Source organism: Chroococcidiopsis sp. TS-821 (assembly GCF_002939305.1).
Taxonomy (GTDB): Bacteria; Cyanobacteriota; Cyanobacteriia; order Cyanobacteriales; family Chroococcidiopsidaceae; genus Chroogloeocystis.
Genome location: NZ_MVDI01000004.1, coordinates 157,190 through 178,906 on the forward strand (window position 1 = coordinate 157,190; position 21,717 = coordinate 178,906).

Annotated in this window: 20 protein-coding genes and 1 tRNA gene; 8 read left to right on the forward strand and 13 right to left on the reverse strand. The window is 45.0% G+C overall.

Features of this window, described 5'->3' with window-relative positions; translation table 11 throughout:
* The first annotated feature begins 85 nt into the window (after nt 1-85).
* The gene (locus tag B1A85_RS13695; protein WP_104547468.1) at nt 86-955 is read left to right on the forward strand and encodes a 6-carboxytetrahydropterin synthase; all 870 of its coding nucleotides are present in this window, start codon (nt 86-88) and stop codon (nt 953-955) included.
* A gap of 122 nt (nt 956-1,077) precedes the next feature.
* Here B1A85_RS13695 and B1A85_RS13700 read toward each other — a convergent pair whose 3' ends face one another.
* Nucleotides 1,078-1,995, reverse strand: a complete 918-nt coding sequence (locus tag B1A85_RS13700; protein WP_104547469.1) for a class I SAM-dependent methyltransferase — start codon at nt 1,993-1,995, stop codon at nt 1,078-1,080.
* A 231-nt stretch (nt 1,996-2,226) separates the two neighbouring features.
* Between B1A85_RS13700 and B1A85_RS13705 the strand changes: the two genes are divergently transcribed.
* The 3 genes from B1A85_RS13705 (at nt 2,227) to B1A85_RS13715 (ending at nt 7,299) form a co-directional block, all read left to right on the forward strand.
* Nucleotides 2,227-4,827, forward strand: coding sequence for a M1 family metallopeptidase (locus B1A85_RS13705; protein ID WP_104547470.1), 2,601 nt, complete (start codon nt 2,227-2,229; stop codon nt 4,825-4,827).
* Nucleotides 4,828-5,197: 370 nt separating this feature from the next.
* Complete coding sequence (locus tag B1A85_RS13710) at nt 5,198-6,910, forward strand: AarF/ABC1/UbiB kinase family protein (RefSeq protein ID WP_104547471.1); 1,713 nt, start codon at nt 5,198-5,200, stop codon at nt 6,908-6,910.
* A 17-nt stretch (nt 6,911-6,927) separates the two neighbouring features.
* Nucleotides 6,928-7,299: a hypothetical protein gene (locus B1A85_RS13715; RefSeq protein WP_104547472.1), complete on the forward strand. Its 372-nt coding sequence runs from the start codon at nt 6,928-6,930 to the stop codon at nt 7,297-7,299.
* A 41-nt stretch (nt 7,300-7,340) separates the two neighbouring features.
* On the opposite strand, the gene B1A85_RS13720 is transcribed toward B1A85_RS13715, so the two are convergent.
* Nucleotides 7,341-8,696, reverse strand: a complete 1,356-nt coding sequence (locus tag B1A85_RS13720; RefSeq protein ID WP_104547473.1) for a GTP-binding protein — start codon at nt 8,694-8,696, stop codon at nt 7,341-7,343.
* Nucleotides 8,697-9,213: 517 nt separating this feature from the next.
* A complete protein-coding gene (locus B1A85_RS13725; protein WP_104547474.1) occupies nt 9,214-10,659 on the reverse strand; it encodes a DUF697 domain-containing protein in 1,446 nt (481 codons plus the stop codon).
* A 131-nt stretch (nt 10,660-10,790) separates the two neighbouring features.
* Between B1A85_RS13725 and B1A85_RS25575 the strand changes: the two genes are divergently transcribed.
* Complete coding sequence (locus B1A85_RS25575; protein WP_210404439.1) at nt 10,791-11,033, forward strand: SDR family NAD(P)-dependent oxidoreductase; 243 nt, start codon at nt 10,791-10,793, stop codon at nt 11,031-11,033.
* 53 nt (nt 11,034-11,086) lie between these two features.
* A complete protein-coding gene (locus tag B1A85_RS25580) occupies nt 11,087-11,347 on the forward strand; it encodes an SDR family oxidoreductase (protein WP_210404440.1) in 261 nt (86 codons plus the stop codon).
* 150 nt (nt 11,348-11,497) lie between these two features.
* Here the strand turns inward: B1A85_RS25580 and B1A85_RS13735 are convergent.
* The 5 genes from B1A85_RS13735 to yqeK all read right to left on the reverse strand — a co-directional run bounded on the left by B1A85_RS13735 (nt 11,498) and on the right by yqeK (nt 14,313).
* Nucleotides 11,498-11,574, reverse strand: a tRNA-Met gene (locus tag B1A85_RS13735).
* Nucleotides 11,575-11,614: 40 nt separating this feature from the next.
* A complete protein-coding gene (locus B1A85_RS13740) occupies nt 11,615-12,568 on the reverse strand; it encodes an asparaginase (protein WP_104547475.1) in 954 nt (317 codons plus the stop codon).
* A gap of 61 nt (nt 12,569-12,629) precedes the next feature.
* On the reverse strand, nt 12,630-13,130 hold the full coding sequence (locus B1A85_RS13745; protein ID WP_104547574.1) for a CGLD27 family protein: 501 nt from the start codon (nt 13,128-13,130) through the stop codon (nt 12,630-12,632).
* A gap of 4 nt (nt 13,131-13,134) precedes the next feature.
* A complete protein-coding gene (rsfS, locus tag B1A85_RS13750) occupies nt 13,135-13,578 on the reverse strand; it encodes a ribosome silencing factor (RefSeq protein ID WP_104547476.1) in 444 nt (147 codons plus the stop codon).
* A 102-nt stretch (nt 13,579-13,680) separates the two neighbouring features.
* Nucleotides 13,681-14,313: a bis(5'-nucleosyl)-tetraphosphatase (symmetrical) YqeK gene (gene yqeK / locus B1A85_RS13755; RefSeq protein WP_104547477.1), complete on the reverse strand. Its 633-nt coding sequence runs from the start codon at nt 14,311-14,313 to the stop codon at nt 13,681-13,683.
* Nucleotides 14,314-14,450: 137 nt separating this feature from the next.
* Between yqeK and B1A85_RS13760 the strand changes: the two genes are divergently transcribed.
* Entirely contained in the window at nt 14,451-15,251 is an 801-nt protein-coding gene (locus tag B1A85_RS13760) for a 7-carboxy-7-deazaguanine synthase QueE (protein WP_104547575.1), read from the forward strand.
* Nucleotides 15,252-15,258: 7 nt separating this feature from the next.
* Here B1A85_RS13760 and B1A85_RS13765 read toward each other — a convergent pair whose 3' ends face one another.
* Nucleotides 15,259-15,909, reverse strand: a complete 651-nt coding sequence (locus B1A85_RS13765) for a DUF3318 domain-containing protein (protein WP_104547478.1) — start codon at nt 15,907-15,909, stop codon at nt 15,259-15,261.
* Between the two features lie 292 nt (nt 15,910-16,201).
* On the opposite strand from B1A85_RS13765, the gene pheA reads away from it, so the two are divergent.
* On the forward strand, nt 16,202-17,065 hold the full coding sequence (gene pheA / locus B1A85_RS13770) for a prephenate dehydratase (protein WP_104547479.1): 864 nt from the start codon (nt 16,202-16,204) through the stop codon (nt 17,063-17,065).
* Here the strand turns inward: pheA and B1A85_RS13775 are convergent.
* The 4 genes from B1A85_RS13775 to fusA form a co-directional block, all read right to left on the reverse strand.
* Nucleotides 17,062-17,703 (reverse strand): LON peptidase substrate-binding domain-containing protein, encoded by a 642-nt coding sequence (locus tag B1A85_RS13775; protein WP_104547480.1) that lies wholly within the window; start codon nt 17,701-17,703, stop codon nt 17,062-17,064. The genes pheA and B1A85_RS13775 overlap by 4 nt on opposite strands.
* A gap of 166 nt (nt 17,704-17,869) precedes the next feature.
* On the reverse strand, nt 17,870-18,187 hold the full coding sequence (rpsJ, locus tag B1A85_RS13780) for a 30S ribosomal protein S10 (protein WP_104547576.1): 318 nt from the start codon (nt 18,185-18,187) through the stop codon (nt 17,870-17,872).
* Nucleotides 18,188-18,295: 108 nt separating this feature from the next.
* A complete protein-coding gene (gene tuf / locus B1A85_RS13785) occupies nt 18,296-19,525 on the reverse strand; it encodes an elongation factor Tu (RefSeq protein ID WP_104547481.1) in 1,230 nt (409 codons plus the stop codon).
* Nucleotides 19,526-19,547: 22 nt separating this feature from the next.
* Entirely contained in the window at nt 19,548-21,623 is a 2,076-nt protein-coding gene (fusA, locus tag B1A85_RS13790) for an elongation factor G (protein ID WP_104547482.1), read from the reverse strand.
* Nucleotides 21,624-21,717: the final 94 nt, after the last annotated feature.

Genomic DNA, 21,717 nt, shown 5'->3' on the forward strand with positions numbered 1-21,717 from the left:
GCTTTAGGTGCAATGCACGCGCTAATTAGTTTATGCTGATAGCAGGATTATTCAAAAAACTTTACATTCAACAACTCGTGTACTCATGCAATGCATTGTCAATCGTCGCGCGCAGTTTTCAGCGAGTCATCGGTATTGGTTACCCGAATTAAGTGAAGCTGAAAATAAACAGCGTTTTGGACTTTGCGCGCGAGCACCAGGACACGGACACAACTATGTATTATACGTTTCCCTCAGCGGTGAACTCGATGAATATGGCATGGTACAAAATTTGTCCGAAGTCAAAAAAGTAATTAAGCGAGAAGTGACCAGCCAACTCGATTTTTCGCACCTTAACGATGTTTGGACAGAATTTCAACAAACACTACCTACTACCGAAAACATTGCCAGAGTCATTTGGCATCGGCTAGCACCATACTTACCTTTAGTCCGCATTCAACTCTTTGAACATCCAGAACTTTGGGCAGAATATCAAGGAAACGGCATGGAAGCTTACTTAACACTTAGCACGCACTTCAGCGCAGCGCATCGGCTAGCACGTCCCGATCTCAGCTACGAAGAAAACTTGGAGATTTATGGCAAATGCGCGCGTCCCAATGGTCACGGACACAACTATCATTTAGAAGTCACGGTTAAAGGCGATATTGACCGGCGCACCGGAATGCTCGTTGATTTAGGGGCATTGCAACAAATCGTCGAGGATTTAGTTGTTGAACCACTGGATCATACTTTTCTAAATAAAGATATTGCCTACTTTGCCGAAGTCGTCCCCACCGCAGAAAATATCGCAGTATACATCAGTAATATTTTGCGATCGCCTATCCAAGAGCTAGGAGCCACATTACATAAAGTTAAGCTCATCGAAAGTCCCAACAATTCTTGTGAAATTTACTGCGATCGAACTGTTCAAGAAGTCACAGGTCACAGGTCAGAGGTCAGAGAACTGGTACATTAATGCGGCAAAAATGAGATTTTGCTTTCTCTAATCCTAAGTTAGAACGCGACTAATTCTAGTAAACCGTCCTCCAACCTACCCCCTAAATCCCCCACACAGTGGGGATCTAAGGGGCGAAAATACTACTCAACCGCTACCTGCGCTGTGATAGTACGATGGCGGGGAGTATTAGGCGCGATCGCAATATTGTGAAAGCCCGCAACTTTCAAAGCGGCTTCAATATCCAAAGTGAAATATTCATCCAAATACGGCTCGGTACTTTTTAGTAACGTCAAGATATAAGGAGGCATCTTAGCGTAAATTTCTGAGTGCGGATTCATATCCATAATGGCTAAATAGCCCCCAGGACGAAGTAAACGTCGAACTTCCTGGAAAATTTGCTGTGTCGCTGATTGTGGTAGCTCATGACACACAAGAAAGATCGAAACTAAATCAAACGATGCTGACGGCAATCCGGTGGATTCAGCCAGCGCGTGTATCCAGTTGATTTGTGCGTGGCGTTGTTGCGCGCGGTAATGGGCAACAGCAAGAAAATAGGGTGATAAATCTAAACCACTAATTGCTGCGTGTGGATAGACTTCTTGTAAGGCAAACGTACTCATCCCAACACTACAGCCAATATCCAGGATATCGCGGGGCTGTACAACCCTGTTTTTGAGAATGTCGTGATACGACGCGCGGAGTCGAGCATCACCCTCTGCACCTGCATCTGCCCAAATTCCTGCATGCACCGCACGGGCAGCAACTTCAACTTCTAATGCCGCATCCCAGCTTAAATTTCCTTGCTCGTAGGCATGAAACGAACAGCAATAATAATCGGGATATTGCAAATGCGGATTTTTGACTTGCGCAAGTTGAGCCTCCCAATCAAGCTGTTTGAGTTCTTGTACTTGCTTTGTCCAAGGAACACCTATTCTTTCTGCACGTTTAATCATCATTTGCCGTGCTTGATGCTTAGCTAAATTTGCTAGCGGCTTAATTGCAAGCACTCGATTAACTAAACGAGATGCTATTTCTGGCGCAGTCTTTGCAGCTGTCATACGTAATACTAAAAATCTTATATCTTCTTTAGCTTATTATCGGGCTTTGCGGTGATAATTCTGAAGTACCACGCAGGGCAAGGAGTTACCGCCATTTAGTTTTTCGTTTCAACCTCAAACACGCAATCGCGATTGAAACTGCGGCTAATCTATGACTACGTCTTCTAGAAGCGCTACCCTAAAAAACAAGCTACAGCGATCGCTTTCAGTATTCGAGGACAAGCAGAATAGATGTCACAGTTCTACTTTGATACAGATAATAGCCGCCACAGAGCCTTTGAATTACCAGGGGCAAAACCCCACTACAACCCAGATCGTCCTGGACAAGTCGAGCATATTTTTTTAGATCTCAATCTAGATATTCCTAGTAAGAGTTATCAGGGAACTTGTGTTATCCAGCTTAAACCGATCCGTAATGGCATCGAAAGGTTGACGTTGGACGCTGTGAACCTCAATATTCATTCGGTACATGCTGACGATACGCCGCAAGCATTTGAATATGATGGTTCGCAATTGCATATTCAACTGGCGTCACCGACTGCTGTTGGTGAAGTCATAAAGATAGCGATCGCCTACTCTGCGGAAAAACCCCAACGCGGGATTTATTTTATAACTCCCGACCAATACTATCCTCATAAACCAACGCAAGTTTGGACGCAGGGAGAAGATGAAGACTCGCGTTTCTGGTTTCCTTGCTTTGACTACCCTGGACAACTATCAACATCTGAGATTCGCGTCCGCGTTCCTAAACCATACATGGCAATTTCCAACGGAACGCTCATCAATACAACTGAAGACGGTGATGCCAAAATTTACCACTGGTTACAAGAGCAAGTCCATCCTACTTACCTTATGACACTCGCAGTAGGAGACTTTGCTGAAATTCAAGACGAATGGCAGGGTAAACCTGTCACCTACTACGTTGAAAAAGGACGCGAAGCAGACGCACGGCGCAGTATGGGCAAAACACCCCGCATGATTGAATTTTTTAGCGAGAAGTATGGTTATCTTTACCCTTATCCAAAGTACGCACAAGTTTGTGTAGATGACTTTATTTTTGGGGGAATGGAAAACACCTCTACAACTTTACTAACAGATCGCTGCTTACTTGACGAACGCGCTGCACTCGACAACCGGAACACCGAAAGCTTAGTCGCGCACGAACTAGCGCATCAATGGTTTGGCGATCTTGTTGTGATTAAGCATTGGTCTCATGCTTGGATTAAGGAAGGTATGGCTTCTTACTCAGAGGTCATGTGGACAGAACACGAGTATGGGGCTGAAGAAGCCGCTTATTATCGTTTACTCGAAGCGCGAAGTTACTTAGCCGAAGATAGCAGTCGTTATCGTCGCCCGATTGTCACGCACGTTTACCGCGAAGCGATTGAATTATACGATCGCCACCTCTACGAAAAAGGTTCGTGTGTCTATCACATGATTCGTGCTGAATTGGGAGAAGAGTTATTCTGGCAAGCAATTCATACATTCGTTCAGGATAATGCCCATAAAACAGTAGAAACTGTTGATTTACTACGGGCAATTGAAAAAGCTACAGGAAGAAATTTACTATTTCTCTTTGACCAATACGTTTATCGTGGCGGACATCCTGATTTTAAAGTTGCTTACACTTGGGATGGAGATAGCAAATTAGCTAAAGTTACCGTGACGCAAACTCAAGCCAAAGAGGCTTCCAACGGTATTAGCAGTGATTTGTTTGACTTGAAAATTCCGATCGCGTTTGGCTATACCTACGATGCAGAATCTGCTCCTCAATTGAAAACCTTTTCGGTGAGGGTAAGCGAAAAAGAACAGAGTTTCTATTTCCCCTTAGAGGAAAAACCGCAGTTTGTCAGTTTTGATGTCGGGAATAACTACTTAAAAACAGTCACTTTAGAGTATCCCCTTCCAGAGTTGAAAGCACAATTAAAACTCGATCCTGACCCAATTTCGCGTATCTATGCAGCGGAAGCTTTGGCGAAAAAAGGTGGACTAGAAGCTGTGAAAGCCCTGTCGCAAGCTTTAAAACAAGACTCCTTCTGGGGAGTCCGCGCCGAAGTTGCCAAACAACTCGCCCAAGTTAAACTCGATCAAGCCTTTGATGGTTTAGTCGCAGGTTTAGAAGACGATTGTCCTTTAGTTCGCCGTGCAGTGGTAGAAGCCCTCGCTGATATTAAGACACACCAAAGTTACAAAGCAGTCAAACCCTTCGTAGAAAACGGCGATCCTAGCTACTACGTTGAAGCATCAGCAATGAAGGCAATTGGCACGATTGCAGGTGGCACAATCGATACAAAGCCCAAAGAAGAAAAAGTCGTAAAACTGCTCAAATCAGTTTTAGAACAAAGAGCGGGCTGGAACGAGGTTGTGCGTTCAGGGGCGATCGCAGGTTTGAGTCAAATGAAAACTGCTGAAACAGCCCTCGACCTCATCTTAGAATACACCAAACTAGGCGTACCGCAAGCCCTACGACTCAGCGCCATTCGCTCCCTCGGTACAATTTCCACAGGGCTGAATCCTGTCAATCTCGAACGCGTTTTGCAGCAACTCGCAGAACTCTCCCGCGAGTCGTTTTTCCTAACTCAAGTCGCGGTTGTCAGCGCCCTCGGGCAAATGGAAACTTCTAAAGCAATTGGAATTCTACAATCTTTGGCAAATCAAACTCCTGATGGACGAGTGCGGCGCATGGCGGAAGAGGCGGTATCGCGAGTGCAATCTGCGGTTGGTTCGGATCAAAGCGTGAAGCAATTACGTGAAGAAGTTGATGCGCTTAAGCAACAAAATCAAGAACTCAGAAGTCGTCTAGAGAATTTGGAGGCTAAATCTTCACACTAATCTTACGGATAAGCGGTTGGGAAAGCTGATAGCAAAATACAATAGAACTTGTTTTGTTCTCTCAGCTTTCCTTTAGAAATTTGCTTGATAGCAAAATGCTGTCGCGCCTCTACCTACTAGACTCTTTCTGCGGAAAGAAATTTGTAATTTTTCTTATTATTTATTTGTAGTTTTATATACTATAGTTAAGAAAAAGATAAAGTTTGACCGTAAGTCTCAAAATTAAATTGCTAGCAGGCTGACCGGAAATCTTTATCTACAAACTGATTGATCTAAGTACAGACTAACAAGTCGTGCCAGCATCTGCAGTAACGAGTGTTACTAAAGGTTGCAGATATCAGTGATTCCAGTATGAGAGGCAATTAAAGGCGTGGGTCAGTATCAACTTGCTCAGAATAACCGCCATTACGATCCGGAAGCGATCGCGCGTTACTATCGCTACCGTCCTTGGTTAGTATTGTGGCGGGCTTGTACGATTGTTTGGTATTTTGCTGGGTTTATCTTGGGTTTGTATTGGGATAAGTGGCAAAATCGCGAAGAACAAAACAAGTTTAAACGAGCAGCGCAGTTACGGCGAATTCTGACTCGCCTAGGACCAACATTCATCAAAGTTGGTCAAGCGCTTTCTACTAGACCTGACCTGATTCGCAAAGATTTTCTCGACGAATTAACTAAACTACAAGACCAACTACCGCCTTTTGATAACGCGATCGCGTTTCAAATTATTGAAACTGAACTAAATCGCTCGGTTCAAGAGATATATAGCGAAATTTCACTAGATCCAGTTGCTGCAGCGAGTCTTGGTCAAGTGTATCGGGCGCGGTTGCATAGTGGTGAAGAAGTTGCCGTGAAGGTACAGCGCCCAAATTTGCGCCCTGTACTGACCCTCGACCTGTACTTGATGCGGTGGGCAGCAGGGTGGATATCGCCTTGGCTACCGCTGAATCTCGGTCACGATCTCAAAATGATTGTAGACGAGTTCGGCACTAAGTTGTTTGAAGAAATTGACTATCTCAATGAAGCGCGCAACGCCGAAAAGTTTGCGACAAATTTCCGTAACGACCTCCGCGTTAAAGTTCCCGCAATTTATTGGCGCTTTACTGCGACTCGCGTCTTAACGCTTGAATGGATTAACGGCTTCAAACTCACAGATATACAAAGTATTCGCGAAGCGGGCTTAGATACGAATGAATTAATTGAAATCGGTGTCACAGCAGGGTTGCAGCAGCTATTAGAGCACGGTTTCTTTCATGCCGATCCCCATCCAGGAAATTTGTTTGCGATGCCTGATGGTCGGATAGCATACATCGACTTTGGCATGATGGATCAGCTCAGTGAATTGATGAAAGAAACTTTAGTTGACGCGATCGTGCATCTTGTCAACAAAGACTATAACGAGTTAGCTGCTGATTTTGTCAAACTCGGATTTTTAACTCCAGACACGAATATTTGCCCAATTGTCCCGGCGCTAGAAGCCGTACTTGGCGAAGCGATCGGTCAAAGCGTTGGGGACTTTAACTTCAAATCAATCACTGATTCGTTTTCAGAGTTGATGTATGATTACCCCTTCCGCGTTCCCGCACAATTTGCCTTAATTATTCGTTCTTTGGTAACGCAAGAAGGAATTGCGTTGAGTCTGAACCCGAACTTTAAGATTGTTGAAGTATCGTATCCTTATGTGGCACGACGATTATTGACAGGAGAAACACCTCAACTGCGACGCAGACTACTCAATGTATTGTTCAAAGATGGTAAGTTTCAGTGGGAACGACTAGAAAACTTAATTGTCATCGCCCAAGCTGACAAAAGTTTTGACTTATTACCAACCGCGCAATTAGGTTTGCAGTACCTTCTATCAGAAGAAGGTAAGTTTTTACGACAGCAACTTTTACTAGCTTTAACCGAAGACGATCGCCTGCATACCGCAGAAGTTCAACGAATTTGGAATCTCGTCAAAGGTGAGTTAAAGCCAAATCGCCTCTTAACTGTCGCGTTAGATGCTTTAACCGAGATTTCAAAAGAGCGCAAAGCAGCAATTTTACCGATTGTTAATTCCTTTGCAATTTTCCCTAAACAGCACTAATAAACTCGGAGTTATTCATGTACTATTTGCCAGAGCCACCATACTTTTTAATGATTGCAGGTTTTTTAGTATCGCTAACTTCAGGTTCGGCGTTTGGGGCAAGTTTAAAGCAAATTGTGCAAAATTGGTCGAGCGATCGCATTAGTAGTATGAGTTCGCAATTGCCCACTGTGTCGTTAGTTGTCCCCTTTGTAGGTATGACTATCGGCGTGTACTTATTTCTGTCTGCGGGTTTAGAAGTCTTTGGTTTTCCAGGCTTAATTGCTTATGTTGTTGCACTACCGCTGACTTTATTTCTCGGTATACTCATTTGGCGACAGCTGGGTAGTATGTTGACACTAGCGGAAAAAGAAGGCTTTGCAGCAATCGATATAGATAGTTGGCGTTAAGTTAAGTAGAAGAGCAGGCAAGCAGGCAACACAAAGAATTTTTAACTCAGATGTTGGCTTAACTCTTGACGCAGGCGGTAGAGAATTGTATTGGGTTCGACTTGCGCCAAAATTTCTTCAATAACAGTACTCGTTCCGAGTTGTCCCCAAGTACAGCCGCGTTCTAAGTAGACTTGGGCAGCGCGTCCGACGATGTAAGAGCCATAACCAGCAATACTACCTTGGGCGATCGCCGTACCAAAATAAGCAGTTAAGTTGCCAGGATTTTCACCGCTAGCAACTGCTGCAGTACTTTTACCCAAACCCAGAAATATCCCGGTTCCAAGTTCAGCTAAGAGTAAACCGCCAGAACTTAGTACAATTCTGTGCAAAAGCTTCGCAGCTTCATAGCCTGTCATTGGTAAACCGTACACGCGTGCCAAAGAGCGAATTAAAACCAAATCAGCAACAACGCCACCGAGTAAATCGAGAAACGCAATTGGATTGAGTGCGACTGCTAGCGCTTTGTACTTGGTAAACTGCCAGATTAAATCTTCAGCTTCCTGCTGACGCAATTCTATTGTTTTATGCGCAATTTTTGCTGTTGCTTCGCGGGCTTGTACCAACGCATTCAAAGCTAAAAGCGATCGCCCTTCGCGATTGAGAATCCTCAAAATTGCCAGCTTCAGTTCAGCAATCTGTGGTGGTGGCGTCTCTAATTCGTAGGTGACATTGCCATCAGCCCATTCGACACGCACTTCCATCGGTGCGGGTTCGGCTGCTACCATAACAATCTCATCAGGAGACACCATTTCATTCTGCGTTGCAGCAAGTTGCCGCAAATTGTTGTAGATTGCCTGGCGATCGGTGTCAGGATACAAATCTATTTTGTTGAAAACTAATATTAGGGGTTTTTGCGCTTGCCGCAACTCACACAAGGCTTGATATTCCGTCCGCGTAATATCACCAGCGACAACAAACAAAATCAGATCAGCTTGACGCGCGACATCCCGCGCCATTTGAGCGCGTATGTGTCCTTCGATTTCGTCTAAGCCAGGCGTATCAATCAACTCTACTTGGACTTTACCTTTTTCACTCGGAGTCCACCGCACCGAACGCGGGTATTGCGTAACACCATGAAGCGGTCCAGTTTGGAGAATTTTCTCTCCTATCAATGCATTCAACACCGCTGACTTACCGCGGCTCACTAAACCAAACGCCGCGATGCGCACCACATTGGAATCAAGTTTGTTGAGTGCTGCGTTGAGAATCTCAATTTCCGGTTTAACTAATCCTGGAAGATCGCGACTTGAAGGCTTTCGCCCTCCCGAGCGCATTAGATGCGAATACCACGACAGCGCTTGCCGCAAGCTTGCTTTAGCACGGTTTAAATGAGACTCTTGTTGACTAGTACGCACTATAAGAACGAAACCTACAAATTGATTCTTAACAAAAATGACTTGGTTGTGCTGTTTCTATCGTAAGCTGATTTAACTATTTTGACTGGTACTAGGTTAAATTAACCTCAGTTTTATTTAAAAGGATAAATCTCTGCCTTAAGCAAAAAGATTTTGTTGCACTCATTCCAAGATGAACTGAAGTCTCGTATTGAATTTTACAATTCAATTGGTGTTGCTGAACAAGAGTAAGAGCTTCTCCTCTACAGTTGAAAAAAGAAAAAAGGGGGAGAGAAAACCAAAGCTTTCAAATTCCCCCTATATGGCTACTGTGTACGCGCAAGCGATCTAAATCAGTCAAGTCTCTAGCAAACCGCCCCTTAGTTCCAATTCTAGGAAAATTAAGCTGTTCAAAGTTTCCCAAACATCGGGGATCGAACCAAAGTCTATCTGATATATGAATACACCGTAGCCATCTATGAGAGATTGCTCCTCCAATACTTAACGATTCATACATTGATTTCGCAATGCTACTAACCTATGATTCAGCAAGTTGCGGTTGCGATCGTTGTGGTAATAAACGCTCAACGCCCTGCTTAACAAAGCTTTGTAGGAAAGCCACCTGCTGGTTTTGCTGGAATACTCTTTGTAAGGTTTGGCTCAACTTGTCTAAATTGAGCTTCTCAGAGTCAATTGCAACTTCCTGTGCTTGGAAATATTCGACTAAACTCAAACCTGCTAACCGCGTGAGATATGCAGCACTGATGCCTTGGACTGCTCCGCCGGCTACAAAGGTGACTGCATTACTTTTTAACACTGTGCTTACAGCTTTTGTCGAAAGTTCAACTAAACCCAACTTCACCATCAAACTTCCCATCGTGCCAGCGACAGTTTGGGCTTGTTGAAGCGAGAATTTCTGCTGATAAATCGCACCCAATTCGGTGACGAGTTGAGCATTGATGGCAGCAGTTGCGAGGAGATCGAGCGCGGGTATGGGATTGGCAAACGCCGCCGCCGCTGCAATCCATTGATATTGTTCGATAATTGGAATTGCGCGATCGCGTCTAACCTGATTGAGTAATGTTTTCGCTTCAGCTTTTAGCGTTAAGGCTTGCCGTTGTGTTGTTGCCCAAATAAGTTGTTGTCTTTCTTGTGTCGCAATTGTCACTAGGCGATCGCGCAGTTGTTCAATGATGGGTGCGCGTTGTTCTCGCCATTCTTGGATCGTACCATCTGCTGCGTGTTGACGTACTTTAACGTCACCCAAAGATGCGGCGATCGCGATGATATCTTCAACTTTAAGTAGCGCATGCATCCGCTGTTGCAGGGCGTGTAATACGACGGCGCGTTCTTCCGTAATGTGTTGATCTTGCTTATTAAACACAAGTAGAGTGCGTTGTCGATTAACGGCAATTAACTGCTGCAAAGTTTGAAATTCTGTCTCTGTAAGATCGCCATTTGTTACAAATAACACTAAGTCAGCAGCATTGGCTTGTGCGAGTGCCGTTGTTTCCGCTTGGCGATCGCGATCGGTACTTGTAAATAATGCAGGTGTGTCTTGGAAACTTAGTTTCTGTCCAAATGACAGCTGGTGCAACACATCGACAAGGGTTGTTTTACCAACAGCTTTACCACCAACGACGGCTACGCGTAGTTCTTGGCGTTCAATTTCGCTGTTAAGTTGAACAAGTTGTTGGCGCAGCTGCGCGGGTTCTTCAGCTTCTGCGGCTAAGCATTCAATCACGCTTGCTGCTTGCGCGATCGCTTTTTCCACAGTTTCTCGCGTGACGGGTGAGTTATCGACAACTTGTTGTTTTGGCGTTTTTTGTCGGAATAACCACAAAGTTCCACCCACTGCGATCGCGCCTATGATGCCATACTCACCTAATTGCACAATAGAGTGGTGCCAGCTTTGTAATATCCACAAAGAGAAGGATAAGCCTACTCCACCCACTAAAATTGGTCGCCGCAACTGAACAGCCATGATTAAATGCGAATAACTTGTAATCCCTTCTATTCCAGCATAGAACAAAATTTTATGAAAGCAATTAGCGATCCTAGGAGGATTGACGTTCGATTTACAGAACAAAGTTATTTTAGTGACAGGAAGAGCGCGTGGAATTGACGCGCAAGCTGGAGCGTACGCAATTTTACATACAATCGGCAGCCTCAGCACAAGCGCTTGCCAAAGAAATCGGTGACGATCGCTGTTACTTAGTACAAACCGAGCTTGCTGTTCTCAATGCTAGTCAAACTTTATGGCAAAAAGCGATCGCCTGGCGCGGACAAATTGATGTGTTGGTAAACAACGCGGGAATTATTCAAGCAGCTTGTATCGATGACGAGCTTCATCTGTAAAGTAGCGCATGGCAGACGACTGTACAAGTTAACTTAATTGCGGTTGCCGATTTGTGTGTGGAATAATTATCAATATTGCTAGTCGTGCAGCCTTTCGCGGTGACGCTCCAGACTATATTCACTGCGCTGCATCCAAAGGCGGTGCGATCGCTTTAACCCGCAGTATCGCGCGGGGATTTGCTGCTGATAACATTCTTGCTTTTGCAATTGCGTCTGATGCTGTTAAAACCGAGAAGGCAGACACATTTATTCAAGAGTACGGCGAAGCGGCTGTTACTCGCGACATTTCCTTGGGGAAAATTGCTCCACCATAAGACGTGGCTAATGTTATTGCTTTTTTAGCTTCTGGGTTAGCCTTCCACGCGACTGGGACAACAATTGATACCAATGGAGCATTTTATATGCACTCATCCTAAAATAAAACCTCGCAATCGTCTAAAGATTACGAGGAATCATTCTTGATTTGGTGGCGGGAAGTGGATTTGAACCACTGACCTTCGGGTTATGAGCCCGACGAGCTACCAGGCTGCTCTATCCCGCGTCAACTTATCTAATATAACTTATTATGCTAATTTTAGCAACTACAGCATAGACAACTCTCCAATCACTTCGAGGCGCTTATATTTCCCTAGTGTCATAAACCTTTCTGCAAGCGTTTCGGCAACACTCGGACTAATCCAACCCATTTGCTGTAGTAGATAGATTGCAACCGCGTGTTTAGCCCGCTTGGCTCCATCCATAACTTTGATCGCTAACCCCATACCTTCACCAATGCGACCAATACACTGAATGCCTTCTGCACCTGCTTTGCTCACCAATTCTCCTTGCGTTAACCGCATCAATTCGGTATCAAATTCGCCCTCCCCTGCCACCATTGTTGGATGATGCGTCATAGCACGCACAATGCGTTCCATATCTAAGTTATTGCCTGAGGACAGCTGCGCGTACAACGACGCAATTTGTCCCATTTGCATCAAATAAGTCGGGGCACCGCAATCATCATGCGCGCAAATAAATTCTTCAGCTGGCATCCGCAGCAATTCGGCAATTTTCCCAAAAATCAGTTGCTGTACAGGGTGGTTGCGTTGCAAATAATTATTCAACGACCAACGCCGTTGCTGACACACAGCTAGCATTCCGGCGTGTTTCCCTGAGCAGTTGTACTGCAATGGACTGCGTTTGCCTTCAGGAATTGGACACTGTAGAACTGAAGGATCGATATCCGCACGCCACAGAATATTAAATACTTGACGTACTTGCTCAATTGTGCCTTTATGCGAACTACAGATGATGGCTAAATCGCGGTCTGTTAAGTTATAGCGTTCGAGTGTCCCTGTCGTGGTAACACCTAATGCTTGAAACGGCTTGAGTGCCGAACGGATAAATGTGGCAGTTTCAGCGTTTCCAGCAACAGACAAAATGCGCCCTCGGTCGTCACATACAACAGCCTGGACTAAATGTCTCGATTCAATAATACCTTCGCGCAGTAACCTTACTTCGAGTTCTGCGGCTTGAGTTCGTTTTCCCCTTGTCATGGGTAAACTCTATCATTTAGCGGGACGTAAGAGTTGATTTTAGATTGGAAAACTACGTAAATTACAGAAAATACCAAATTAATTCACCTAATAGTAGAAGTAAGGCAACAACTCCCAGCGTTTGTTGTAGCCGTTGGATAATTGGTTTGATTTCGTAACTCACAATCAAGCGATCGCGCGCAAGAACTTCTTGCGGTTTTGTCCAAGTTTGTCCGTCATACCAACCGGACTCTTCATAAAAAATTGTCGGGCTTGCGAGGCGGTTGCTAACGTAAGACCATCCTAAATACCAGCGCACGACTGTAAATATTACGCCAATGCTGGCTAATCCTGCACCACAGAGCATAAATTGTAAAATATGCTTTTGCGGAGAAAAACTTGCCGCGGCAACTGGTCCTGCAACGATCCAGGACAATCCCCACACCCAAGCTAGCTTAGTAATATACTGACGCCATTCTAAATTGCAAGTACTATAGTAGTTTGATGCTTTAAGTGCTTCGTATTCGTTGAGTGGCTGTTGTTCTACAGGGACTGGACAATCCGACACTGAAAAATCCATCATGGTGCTAAGCCCCATCGGCAGTGGTAAACTCGACTCGCTCTGCATGACCCCAAAACGCTTCTAAATTATAAAATTCGCGTTCTTTAGGCATCATCACGTGAACTATCACATCGCCGTAGTCTTGTAACACCCAAGTTGCATCTACTTTGCCTTCGGTGCGTAGCGGTTGCCGTTGCCACTCTTGTTCGATTTGATCGACAATTGCTTGGGCGATCGCGCGGACTTGGACGTGCGAGTATCCTGTTGCAATGACAAAATAATCTGCCATGTATGATACATCTGCAACTCGCAACACAACAATGTCGCCTGCTTTACGATCCGAAGCTGCTTGGGCAGCAGTAAGGGCTAACTCCTTACTAATATCGCTCTCTGCTTGTGCTGACTTGACTGCACTTGCTGCCGTAGATCTAGACTGCGATTGTGAATTTACTGGCGAATATTCTGTCATTACACCTCAGGAAAAATTATTAATTTTTATTAAACATTCTTTAAAGATGGCTGGCTATGGGGACTGCTGGGGTTTTCTTGCATACTAACAAAAAACGACAGCTCATGCAGTTTTATCCGTGACTTGCTGCGAATTTTTTACTTTTTGCAAAAACCAGTTACGCGTTGCAACTGTTCGAGGATGAATTAACCGATGATTTGCGATTAATAACTGCAACGAGTAGTCACATGTTAGCCAAACCGCGCGTTCGAGATTGTGATAGCTTGCTTTGCGCAATTCTTCTAACTCTGGAGTTTCTCCGCGCCCTGGTTCTAAGCTATCTGCTAAAAAGATAATGCAGCTTAGTGCATTCATTCCTGGTTTGCCTAAAGTATGGTTAGCAATTGCTAAACACACGTCTTCATCGTTTATGCTAAAAGTTTCTCTGGCAATCAGTGCCCCAACATCCGCGTGCAATAAGTGAGGATTCGCTTGACTCACAGGATCGATCTCTATTCCTGCTGCTTGTGCCATTGTCAAGAGTTTTTGCGGTTTAAAATACTTTGCTAAGTCGTGCATCAACGCAGCTTTCGCAGCTTTTTCGACATCAACTTGATGATGCTGTGCCAAGGCGATCGCCATTTGTTCGACTCGAAGAATGTGTTGAATGCGCGATTGCGGTACGTTTTCTGCTAGCCAAGCTAGAACGCGATCGCGTTCAGTAAAATTTAACTCTAAAGTTTGGTCGGGAAGCACAATAAGACGACTGAGGATGATTCCACCACCTTATTGTAACGAAGTGTTAGAAATGAATTAAGAATCTTTGTTTGATAATCAGCTACTTTGACCGCGACTGCAATCAGCTGATGGCTTCTTTGACATTATCTAGCCAAATGTCTGTAATTACTACTGCTGAAACTACAACCGCACGACTTATTGAGGTTTTTTCTGCGATTCAAGGAGAGGGACTCAATGTCGGAACCCGGCAAATTTTCATTCGTTTTGCTTTGTGTGACTTGCGCTGTCACTTTTGTGATAGCGCGCATACGTGGAGCGTACCGCGTACTTATCGCGTTGAGCGATCGCCGGGGTTGCGCGATTTTGAAACCTACGATAATCCAGTTGCGCTCGATTTGCTCTTACAGTGGGTGCAGCGACTCAATACACCTGGGTTACATGACAGTATTAGCTTGACGGGCGGCGAGCCTTTGCTGCATAGTGCCTTTTTAGTGCAGTTTCTACCGCAGGTGCAAAAAAGCACAGGATTGCCAATTTACTTAGAAAGCGGCGGACATCGCCCGCAGCAGCTAGCGATGGTGTTACCACATCTGAATTCGGTAGGCATGGATTTCAAGCTACCAAGCGTCAGTGGCGAAAATTATTGGCAAGAACACGCAGAATTTTTGCAGCGTTGCTACAAGTCGGATGTAGAGGTATTTATTAAAGTCATTGTCTCAGCCGCGACTGATGTTGCTGAACTGCATCGGGCTGCGGAATTAGTCGCAGCTGTTGACCCCGAAATTGTCTTATTCCTCCAACCGGTGACGCCATTGGCATCTACTCAACAGCATAGCCAAACAGATTTTGCAGCTCCAACTCCCGCACAGGTTTTAACTTGGCAAGCTGAAATGAAGCGATTGCTCAAGCACGTGCGCGTCGTTCCACAAACGCACAAAATGCTCAATCAGTTATAAACATTATTTAATCGCCGTAAACGACTCCTTGTGAGGCTTTTGTCCGAGCCTTAGCTTTGTTTGCACTGCGTTTGAGGGCTTGTAGTCTTGATTCATATTTTGCTCGTTGGCGCTTGCTGGGGGATTGTTCAATCAATGTTTTCAGCGCGCTGCCTAGGCTCTTGTAGGCGTTGGGAAGAGTGTAGTTGAAGCGAGTTGCCAGCGCGATCGCTTTTTCATCGGCTTCGATTGCTTCTTGTAGTTGCTTTTGCCCATTATTTTTGACGTATAGTCTATAACCAGAGACACCACACAGTCCAAGTGCTAATAGCAGCAACAATCCATCTTGCACCCACAGTTCGCCTACTGCACCACCTAAACCAATCGCCAAGGCTGCCATTTCCCATCCATCTTTAGGAATGGTATCGTTCTGAATGCGGGCAACTTCATGCCAAAATAGCAGATTGCGCTGATCAATTGCTAGTTGATCCCACTTGACTAGATCGATCAGAATTTCTACTTGGTCTCTGCCTATTTCTTCTGTGGTAATCAGTGGAGGGTTAACTTCAGTTGTCCCTTCTACACTAACCCAGCTTTGCAATTCGGGTGGAAGTAAGTTTCTTAAGCGGCGCAGTTCGCTCATTTCTGCTTTAGCAGAGGTTGTTGCGTAGGATGTCATAGACTCGGTGTTATTGCAAATTACAAGTAAAGCTACTATCTCTCATATTGAAGTATACCGTGTCCTTTTATAGTAGCAAGATAATCAATGTGACGGCACGTAGCTTGCATATACCTAAATTCATAATTCAGGACTTTGCGTAGCAGTAACAAGCGCGCACTACGCACGCGACTGCAAAAGCAGACAGGGTTTTACCGGTAACATTCATTCGCTAAACTCTTTATGAACGAAAAATCGTGCCACACCAGTGCAAGATATGAGTAGAAGTCAAACTGGCAAAAGGCGAAACGCGATGGCAATATCGATTGCACACTTAGGTCCCACAGGTACTTATGCAGAACAAGCAGCTTTAGCTTATCTTCGTCAGCTGAAGCACGAAGAACAAACGAGGTTATATCCTTATCCGAGTATTGCTCAAACTTTAAAAGCTGTGGCACGAGGTAAAGCAGATGTTGCCGTTGTTCCTGTTGAAAATTCAATTGAAGGTAGTGTTACTGTTACTCTAGATACGCTTTGGCAGCTCGACCAATTACAAATTCAACTTGCATTAGTTTTACCAATTACTCATGCTTTACTTTCGCACGCGCCAAGTTTAGAAGCTATTGATATAGTCTACTCGCACCCGCAAGCGCTAGCGCAGTGTCAAGGATGGTTAGAGCAGTTTTTACCTGATGTTGAGTTAATTTCAGCTAATTCTACAACCGAGGCGTTGCAGCATCTCAAACCCGAAAGTAGTGCTGGCGCGATATCTTCGTTACGTGCCGCCCAAATTTACAACGTGCCGGTTCTGGCGCGTGCGATCAACGATTATCCCGACAACTGCACGCGGTTTTGGGTAGTAGGTCAGCGTTGTGCAAGTTATGAAGTATCGGCTGTAGAATACACTCACACGTCACTTGCATTTAGTTTGCCTGCTAATGTCCCAGGAGCCTTAGTTAAACCTCTGCAAATTTTCGCTGAGCGTAGCATTAATCTTAGCCGTATTGAATCGCGCCCAACGAAGCGATCGCTTGGTGAATATCTTTTCTTTCTTGATTTAGAAGCCGATGCTAATTCACCGTTAGTACAATCTGCGATCGCCGAGCTTTCTACCTTTACAGAAATTCTCAAGCTCTTTGGTAGCTACAACGTGGTAGAGGTAAAAAGTGATTTTTAGTTGAACGTGTCTTTAAGTACGGTACGCGCTGCTAAATGATTGCGAGTAGAGGTTAATATCTCTGCTTCTCGTTCTAAGCGCGCCGCAGTGTCTTGCATTTCGAGTAAGTTTTGTTGCTCGGCAGCAACGCCATAAAGATTACTTGCGACCCAGTAAGATAGTTCTGTTGGTAAATCAGGGATATCTTTTGGCAGTTCAATATTTTGTTCGGTTAGCTTCGCTGAGAGACGCACAACATCGTGGAGGAGTTGTTCTACTTCTTGTGCTAACGGCTTGAGATCTCTTTGGGGTGGATGATCCTCAATCCACTCAACTAACCCGACTTTGTAAGGCTTTTCTCGAACGTATTCTAAAACGCGAAAGCGTTGCTGTCCCAAGGTTAAAATGTTCATGCGGTCATCGGGTAGCCGCTGGTACTGAATAACTTCGGCACAACAGCCTACTGTCGCGGGTTGATTTTGCACTGGATCCCACAACAGTACACCAAATCGGCGATCGCTCTCAAGAATCGTGTTCATCATGATCCGGTAGCGAAATTCAAAGATATGTAGAGGTAGAGGTCTACCGGGGAAGAGAACCACTTCAGGTAAAGGAAATAGGGACAGTTCTCGAACCGCAATTTTAGAAGAGGATGCCATGTTCGCTCAGTAAAAACGGTAACTGCGCAATATATACCTACTTTAACCTATTTGTTAAGCAAAATTATTAATCAAGGACATTAATTGGTAGTGGGTAATTGGTAATGTCGATTTCATAACCAATTACCAACTTCTCCGTGCTACTTAATGCTCAATTTAATCTTTGTTAAAGTTTCACTTCGATATCGACACCGGAGGGAAGATCGAGTTTCATCAAAGCATCAATGGTTTTGGAGGAGGGTTGATAGATATCAATAATACGGCGGTGAGTTCTAGTTTCAAAGTGTTCGCGCGAGTCTTTATCAACGTGTGGAGAGCGCAGAACGCAATAAATTCTTTTCTTAGTTGGTAAAGGAATTGGACCGATAGCTGTGGCGTTCGTCCGATTTGCAGTATCTACGATTTTTTCACATGAAGTATCTAGTAGGCGGCGATCGAAAGCCTGCAAGCGAATTCGAATCTTTTGCTGTTGAAGAGTTGCCATTTTCTTTAGTTTTCCTGGTTCAGTTTTAACAATGTTGACATTAAAAGAGCAGAAAAGCATTTTACCGTATGAGTGTGCCTTCCTGCTCTTAACTTATTTACAGAGGTACTATTTCAAGATTTTAGAAACAACACCTGCACCAATGGTTCGACCGCCTTCGCGAATCGCAAAGCGCATTCCTTGCTCAATCGCAATCGGGCTAATCAGTTCTACGGTCATTTTCACGCGATCGCCTGGCATTACCATTTCTGCTGCACTACCATCATCCGAGGTAAAAGCTTTGATAGTGCCAGTTACATCGGTTGTTCGCACGTAGAACTGCGGACGATAACCAGCAAAGAACGGAGTTTTTCGACCGCCTTCTTTGTCTGTCAGAACATACACTTCAGACTCAAACTCAGTGTGAGGTGTAATACTACCAGGTTTAGCTAGTACCATGCCCCGTTCTACTTCTTCTTTCTTCAATCCTCGAAGTAGAACACCGACGTTATCTCCAGCCATACCTTCGTCCAAGGTTTTCTGGAACATTTCTACACCGGTCACTGTGGTGCTACGAGTATTTTTGATACCCACTAACTCCACGGTTTCGCCTACTTTGATCTTGCCGCGCTCGATTCTACCAGTAGCTACAGTACCGCGACCAGAGATCGAGAATACGTCTTCTACCGCCATCAAGAAGGGTTTATCTACATCGCGCTCTGGTGTAGGGATGTAAGAATCGACTGCATCCATTAACTCATAGATTTTATCAACCCATTCGTTATCGCCTCTTTGCGTCGCAGGATTGCTTGTCATTGCTTCGAGCGCTAACAAGGCACTACCAGCAACGATAGGAATATCATCACCGGGGAAGTCGTATGAGCTCAGTAGTTCGCGAACTTCCAGTTCTACAAGTTCTAGAAGTTCTTCATCATCTACCATGTCTTTCTTGTTTAAGAAGACAACGATATTTGGAACCCCTACTTGTTTTGCTAACAAAATATGTTCGCGGGTTTGAGGCATTGGACCGTCCGCCGCAGACACAACAAGGATTGCTCCGTCCATTTGTGCTGCACCGGTAATCATGTTTTTCACATAGTCTGCGTGTCCTGGACAGTCTACGTGAGCATAATGCCGCTTTTCCGTCTCGTACTCTACGTGCGCTGTATTAATTGTGATACCGCGTGCCTTTTCTTCAGGAGCAGCATCAATATCATCATACTTGCGAGCTTTCGCCTGACCCAAAGCAGCTAGGGTCATAGTGATTGCTGCTGTTAGCGTGGTTTTGCCGTGGTCAACGTGACCAATCGTACCGATGTTAACGTGGGGTTTAGTTCTTTCAAACTTTGCGCGTGCCATGAATGATCGGTTCCTTTTTTAGTTATGCGTTCCCTTTACTTTTAGCGATAATTGCTTCAGCCACGTTGCGAGGTACTTCCTCGTAGTTACTAAACTCCATTGTGAAGATACCCCGACCTTGGGTTTTCGAGCGAATATCTGTAGCATAGCCGAACATTTCTGCTAATGGAACTTTAGCAGTCACTTTCGCAATGCCTTGCTCAGATCCCATGCCTTCAATTTGACCGCGACGGGAGTTGAGGTCTCCCATAACGTCTCCTAGGAAGTTTTCCGGGACTTCTACCTCTACTTTCATCATAGGTTCTAACAGCACGGGTGAAGCTTTCATAACAGCTTCTTTCATCGCCATTGAACCAGCGATTTTAAACGCCATTTCCGACGAGTCAACTTCGTGGTAAGAACCATCTACCAAAGTCGCTTTGACATCAATAACTGGATATCCAGCTAAGACACCTGATTCACAGGTTTCTTTCATCCCTTGTTCTACAGGCGGAATGTATTCTTTAGGTACAGCACCACCTACAATCTTAGAGACGAACTCAAACCCTGTTCCTGGTTCACCTGGTTCCAGCTCGACAACAACATGACCGTATTGACCTTTACCGCCACTTTGACGGATAAATTTGCCTTCGGCTTTCACAGGTTTACGCACAGTTTCGCGATAGGCTACTTGCGGCGCACCTACGTTTGCTTCTACCTTGAATTCTCGTAACATGCGGTCTACAAGGATTTCTAGGTGCAACTCTCCCATGCCTGAAATAACCGTTTGATTCGTTTCCGGGTCGACGCTGACGCGGAAGGTTGGATCTTCTTCTGACAAGGATTGTAGTGCTTTCGATAGCTTATCCATGTCTTGCTTGGTTTTTGGTTCGACCGCTACCGAGATTACTGGCTCTGGAATATATAGAGACTCTAAGATAACTGGAGCATTTTCATCGCAAAGCGTGTCACCTGTAAAGGTATCCTTAAGTCCTAGCGCTGCTCCTAAATCTCCGGCACGCAGTTCGTCCACGTCAGTTCGCTCGTCAGCTTTCAATACCACCAGGCGCGATACCCGCTCTTTCTTACCCTTCGTGGAGTTCATGACGTAGCTACCTTTCTTAAGAACTCCAGAGTAAACGCGGATAAAGGTCAGACGTCCGTAGGGATCGGCCATAATTTTGAAAGCCAAAGCCGAGAAAGGTTCGTCATCACTTGCTCGACGTTCAACGGTTTCGCCCGATGGTAGCGTACCTTGAATTGCTGGTACGTCAATTGGTGCTGGCAAATAATCGACAACTGCGTCAAGTAGTAGTTGGACGCCTTTATTTTTAAAAGCCGAACCACACAGTACCGGTACAATAGTCCCTGCAATTGTTCCCTGACGTAAGCCTTGACGAATTTCTGCTTCGGTGAGTTCTTCCCCTTCTAGATACTTTTCGATTAATGCTTCGTCAGTTTCTGCGACGGCTTCAATCAGCTTCATGCGGTACTCGGCTGCTGCTTCCTGCATCTCCGCAGGAATCTCGGTTTCTTGGATATCTGTTCCTTTATCGTTTGTGTAAATAAAGGCGCGCATCCGCACAAGGTCTACAAGTCCCTGAAACGTATCTTCGCTACCGATTGGCAGTTGTATGGGTACAGCATTGGCACGTAAGCGATCGCGGATTTGGTTATAAACTTTGTAAAAGTTTGCCCCAGTTCGATCCATTTTGTTGATGAAGGCAATTCTCGGAACTTTATACCGGTCTGCCTGTCTCCATACCGTTTCTGACTGGGGTTGTACTCCACCAACCGAGCAGAACACGGCGATTACGCCGTCTAATACTCGCATTGAACGCTCTACTTCAATTGTGAAGTCTACGTGCCCAGGAGTATCAATAATGTTAATTTGGTGATCTTTCCAGCTTGTTGTAATCGCAGCTGCGGTAATCGTAATTCCACGTTCCCGCTCTTGCTCCATCCAGTCAGTGACTGCTGTTCCTTCGTGAACTTCACCAATTTTGTGAACAATACCGGAATAAAAGAGAATTCGCTCTGTTGTTGTTGTTTTGCCCGCATCAATGTGGGCCGCAATCCCGATATTGCGTACTTTTTCCAGCGGGACTGTACGTGCCACAGTTACCTCCTTAAGTTGTGTTGCCGCAGGTATCTTTAATATTACTATCTGTTAAGATTCTATACGTTTAGGGGAACCCGCTCTATGTTTGTGC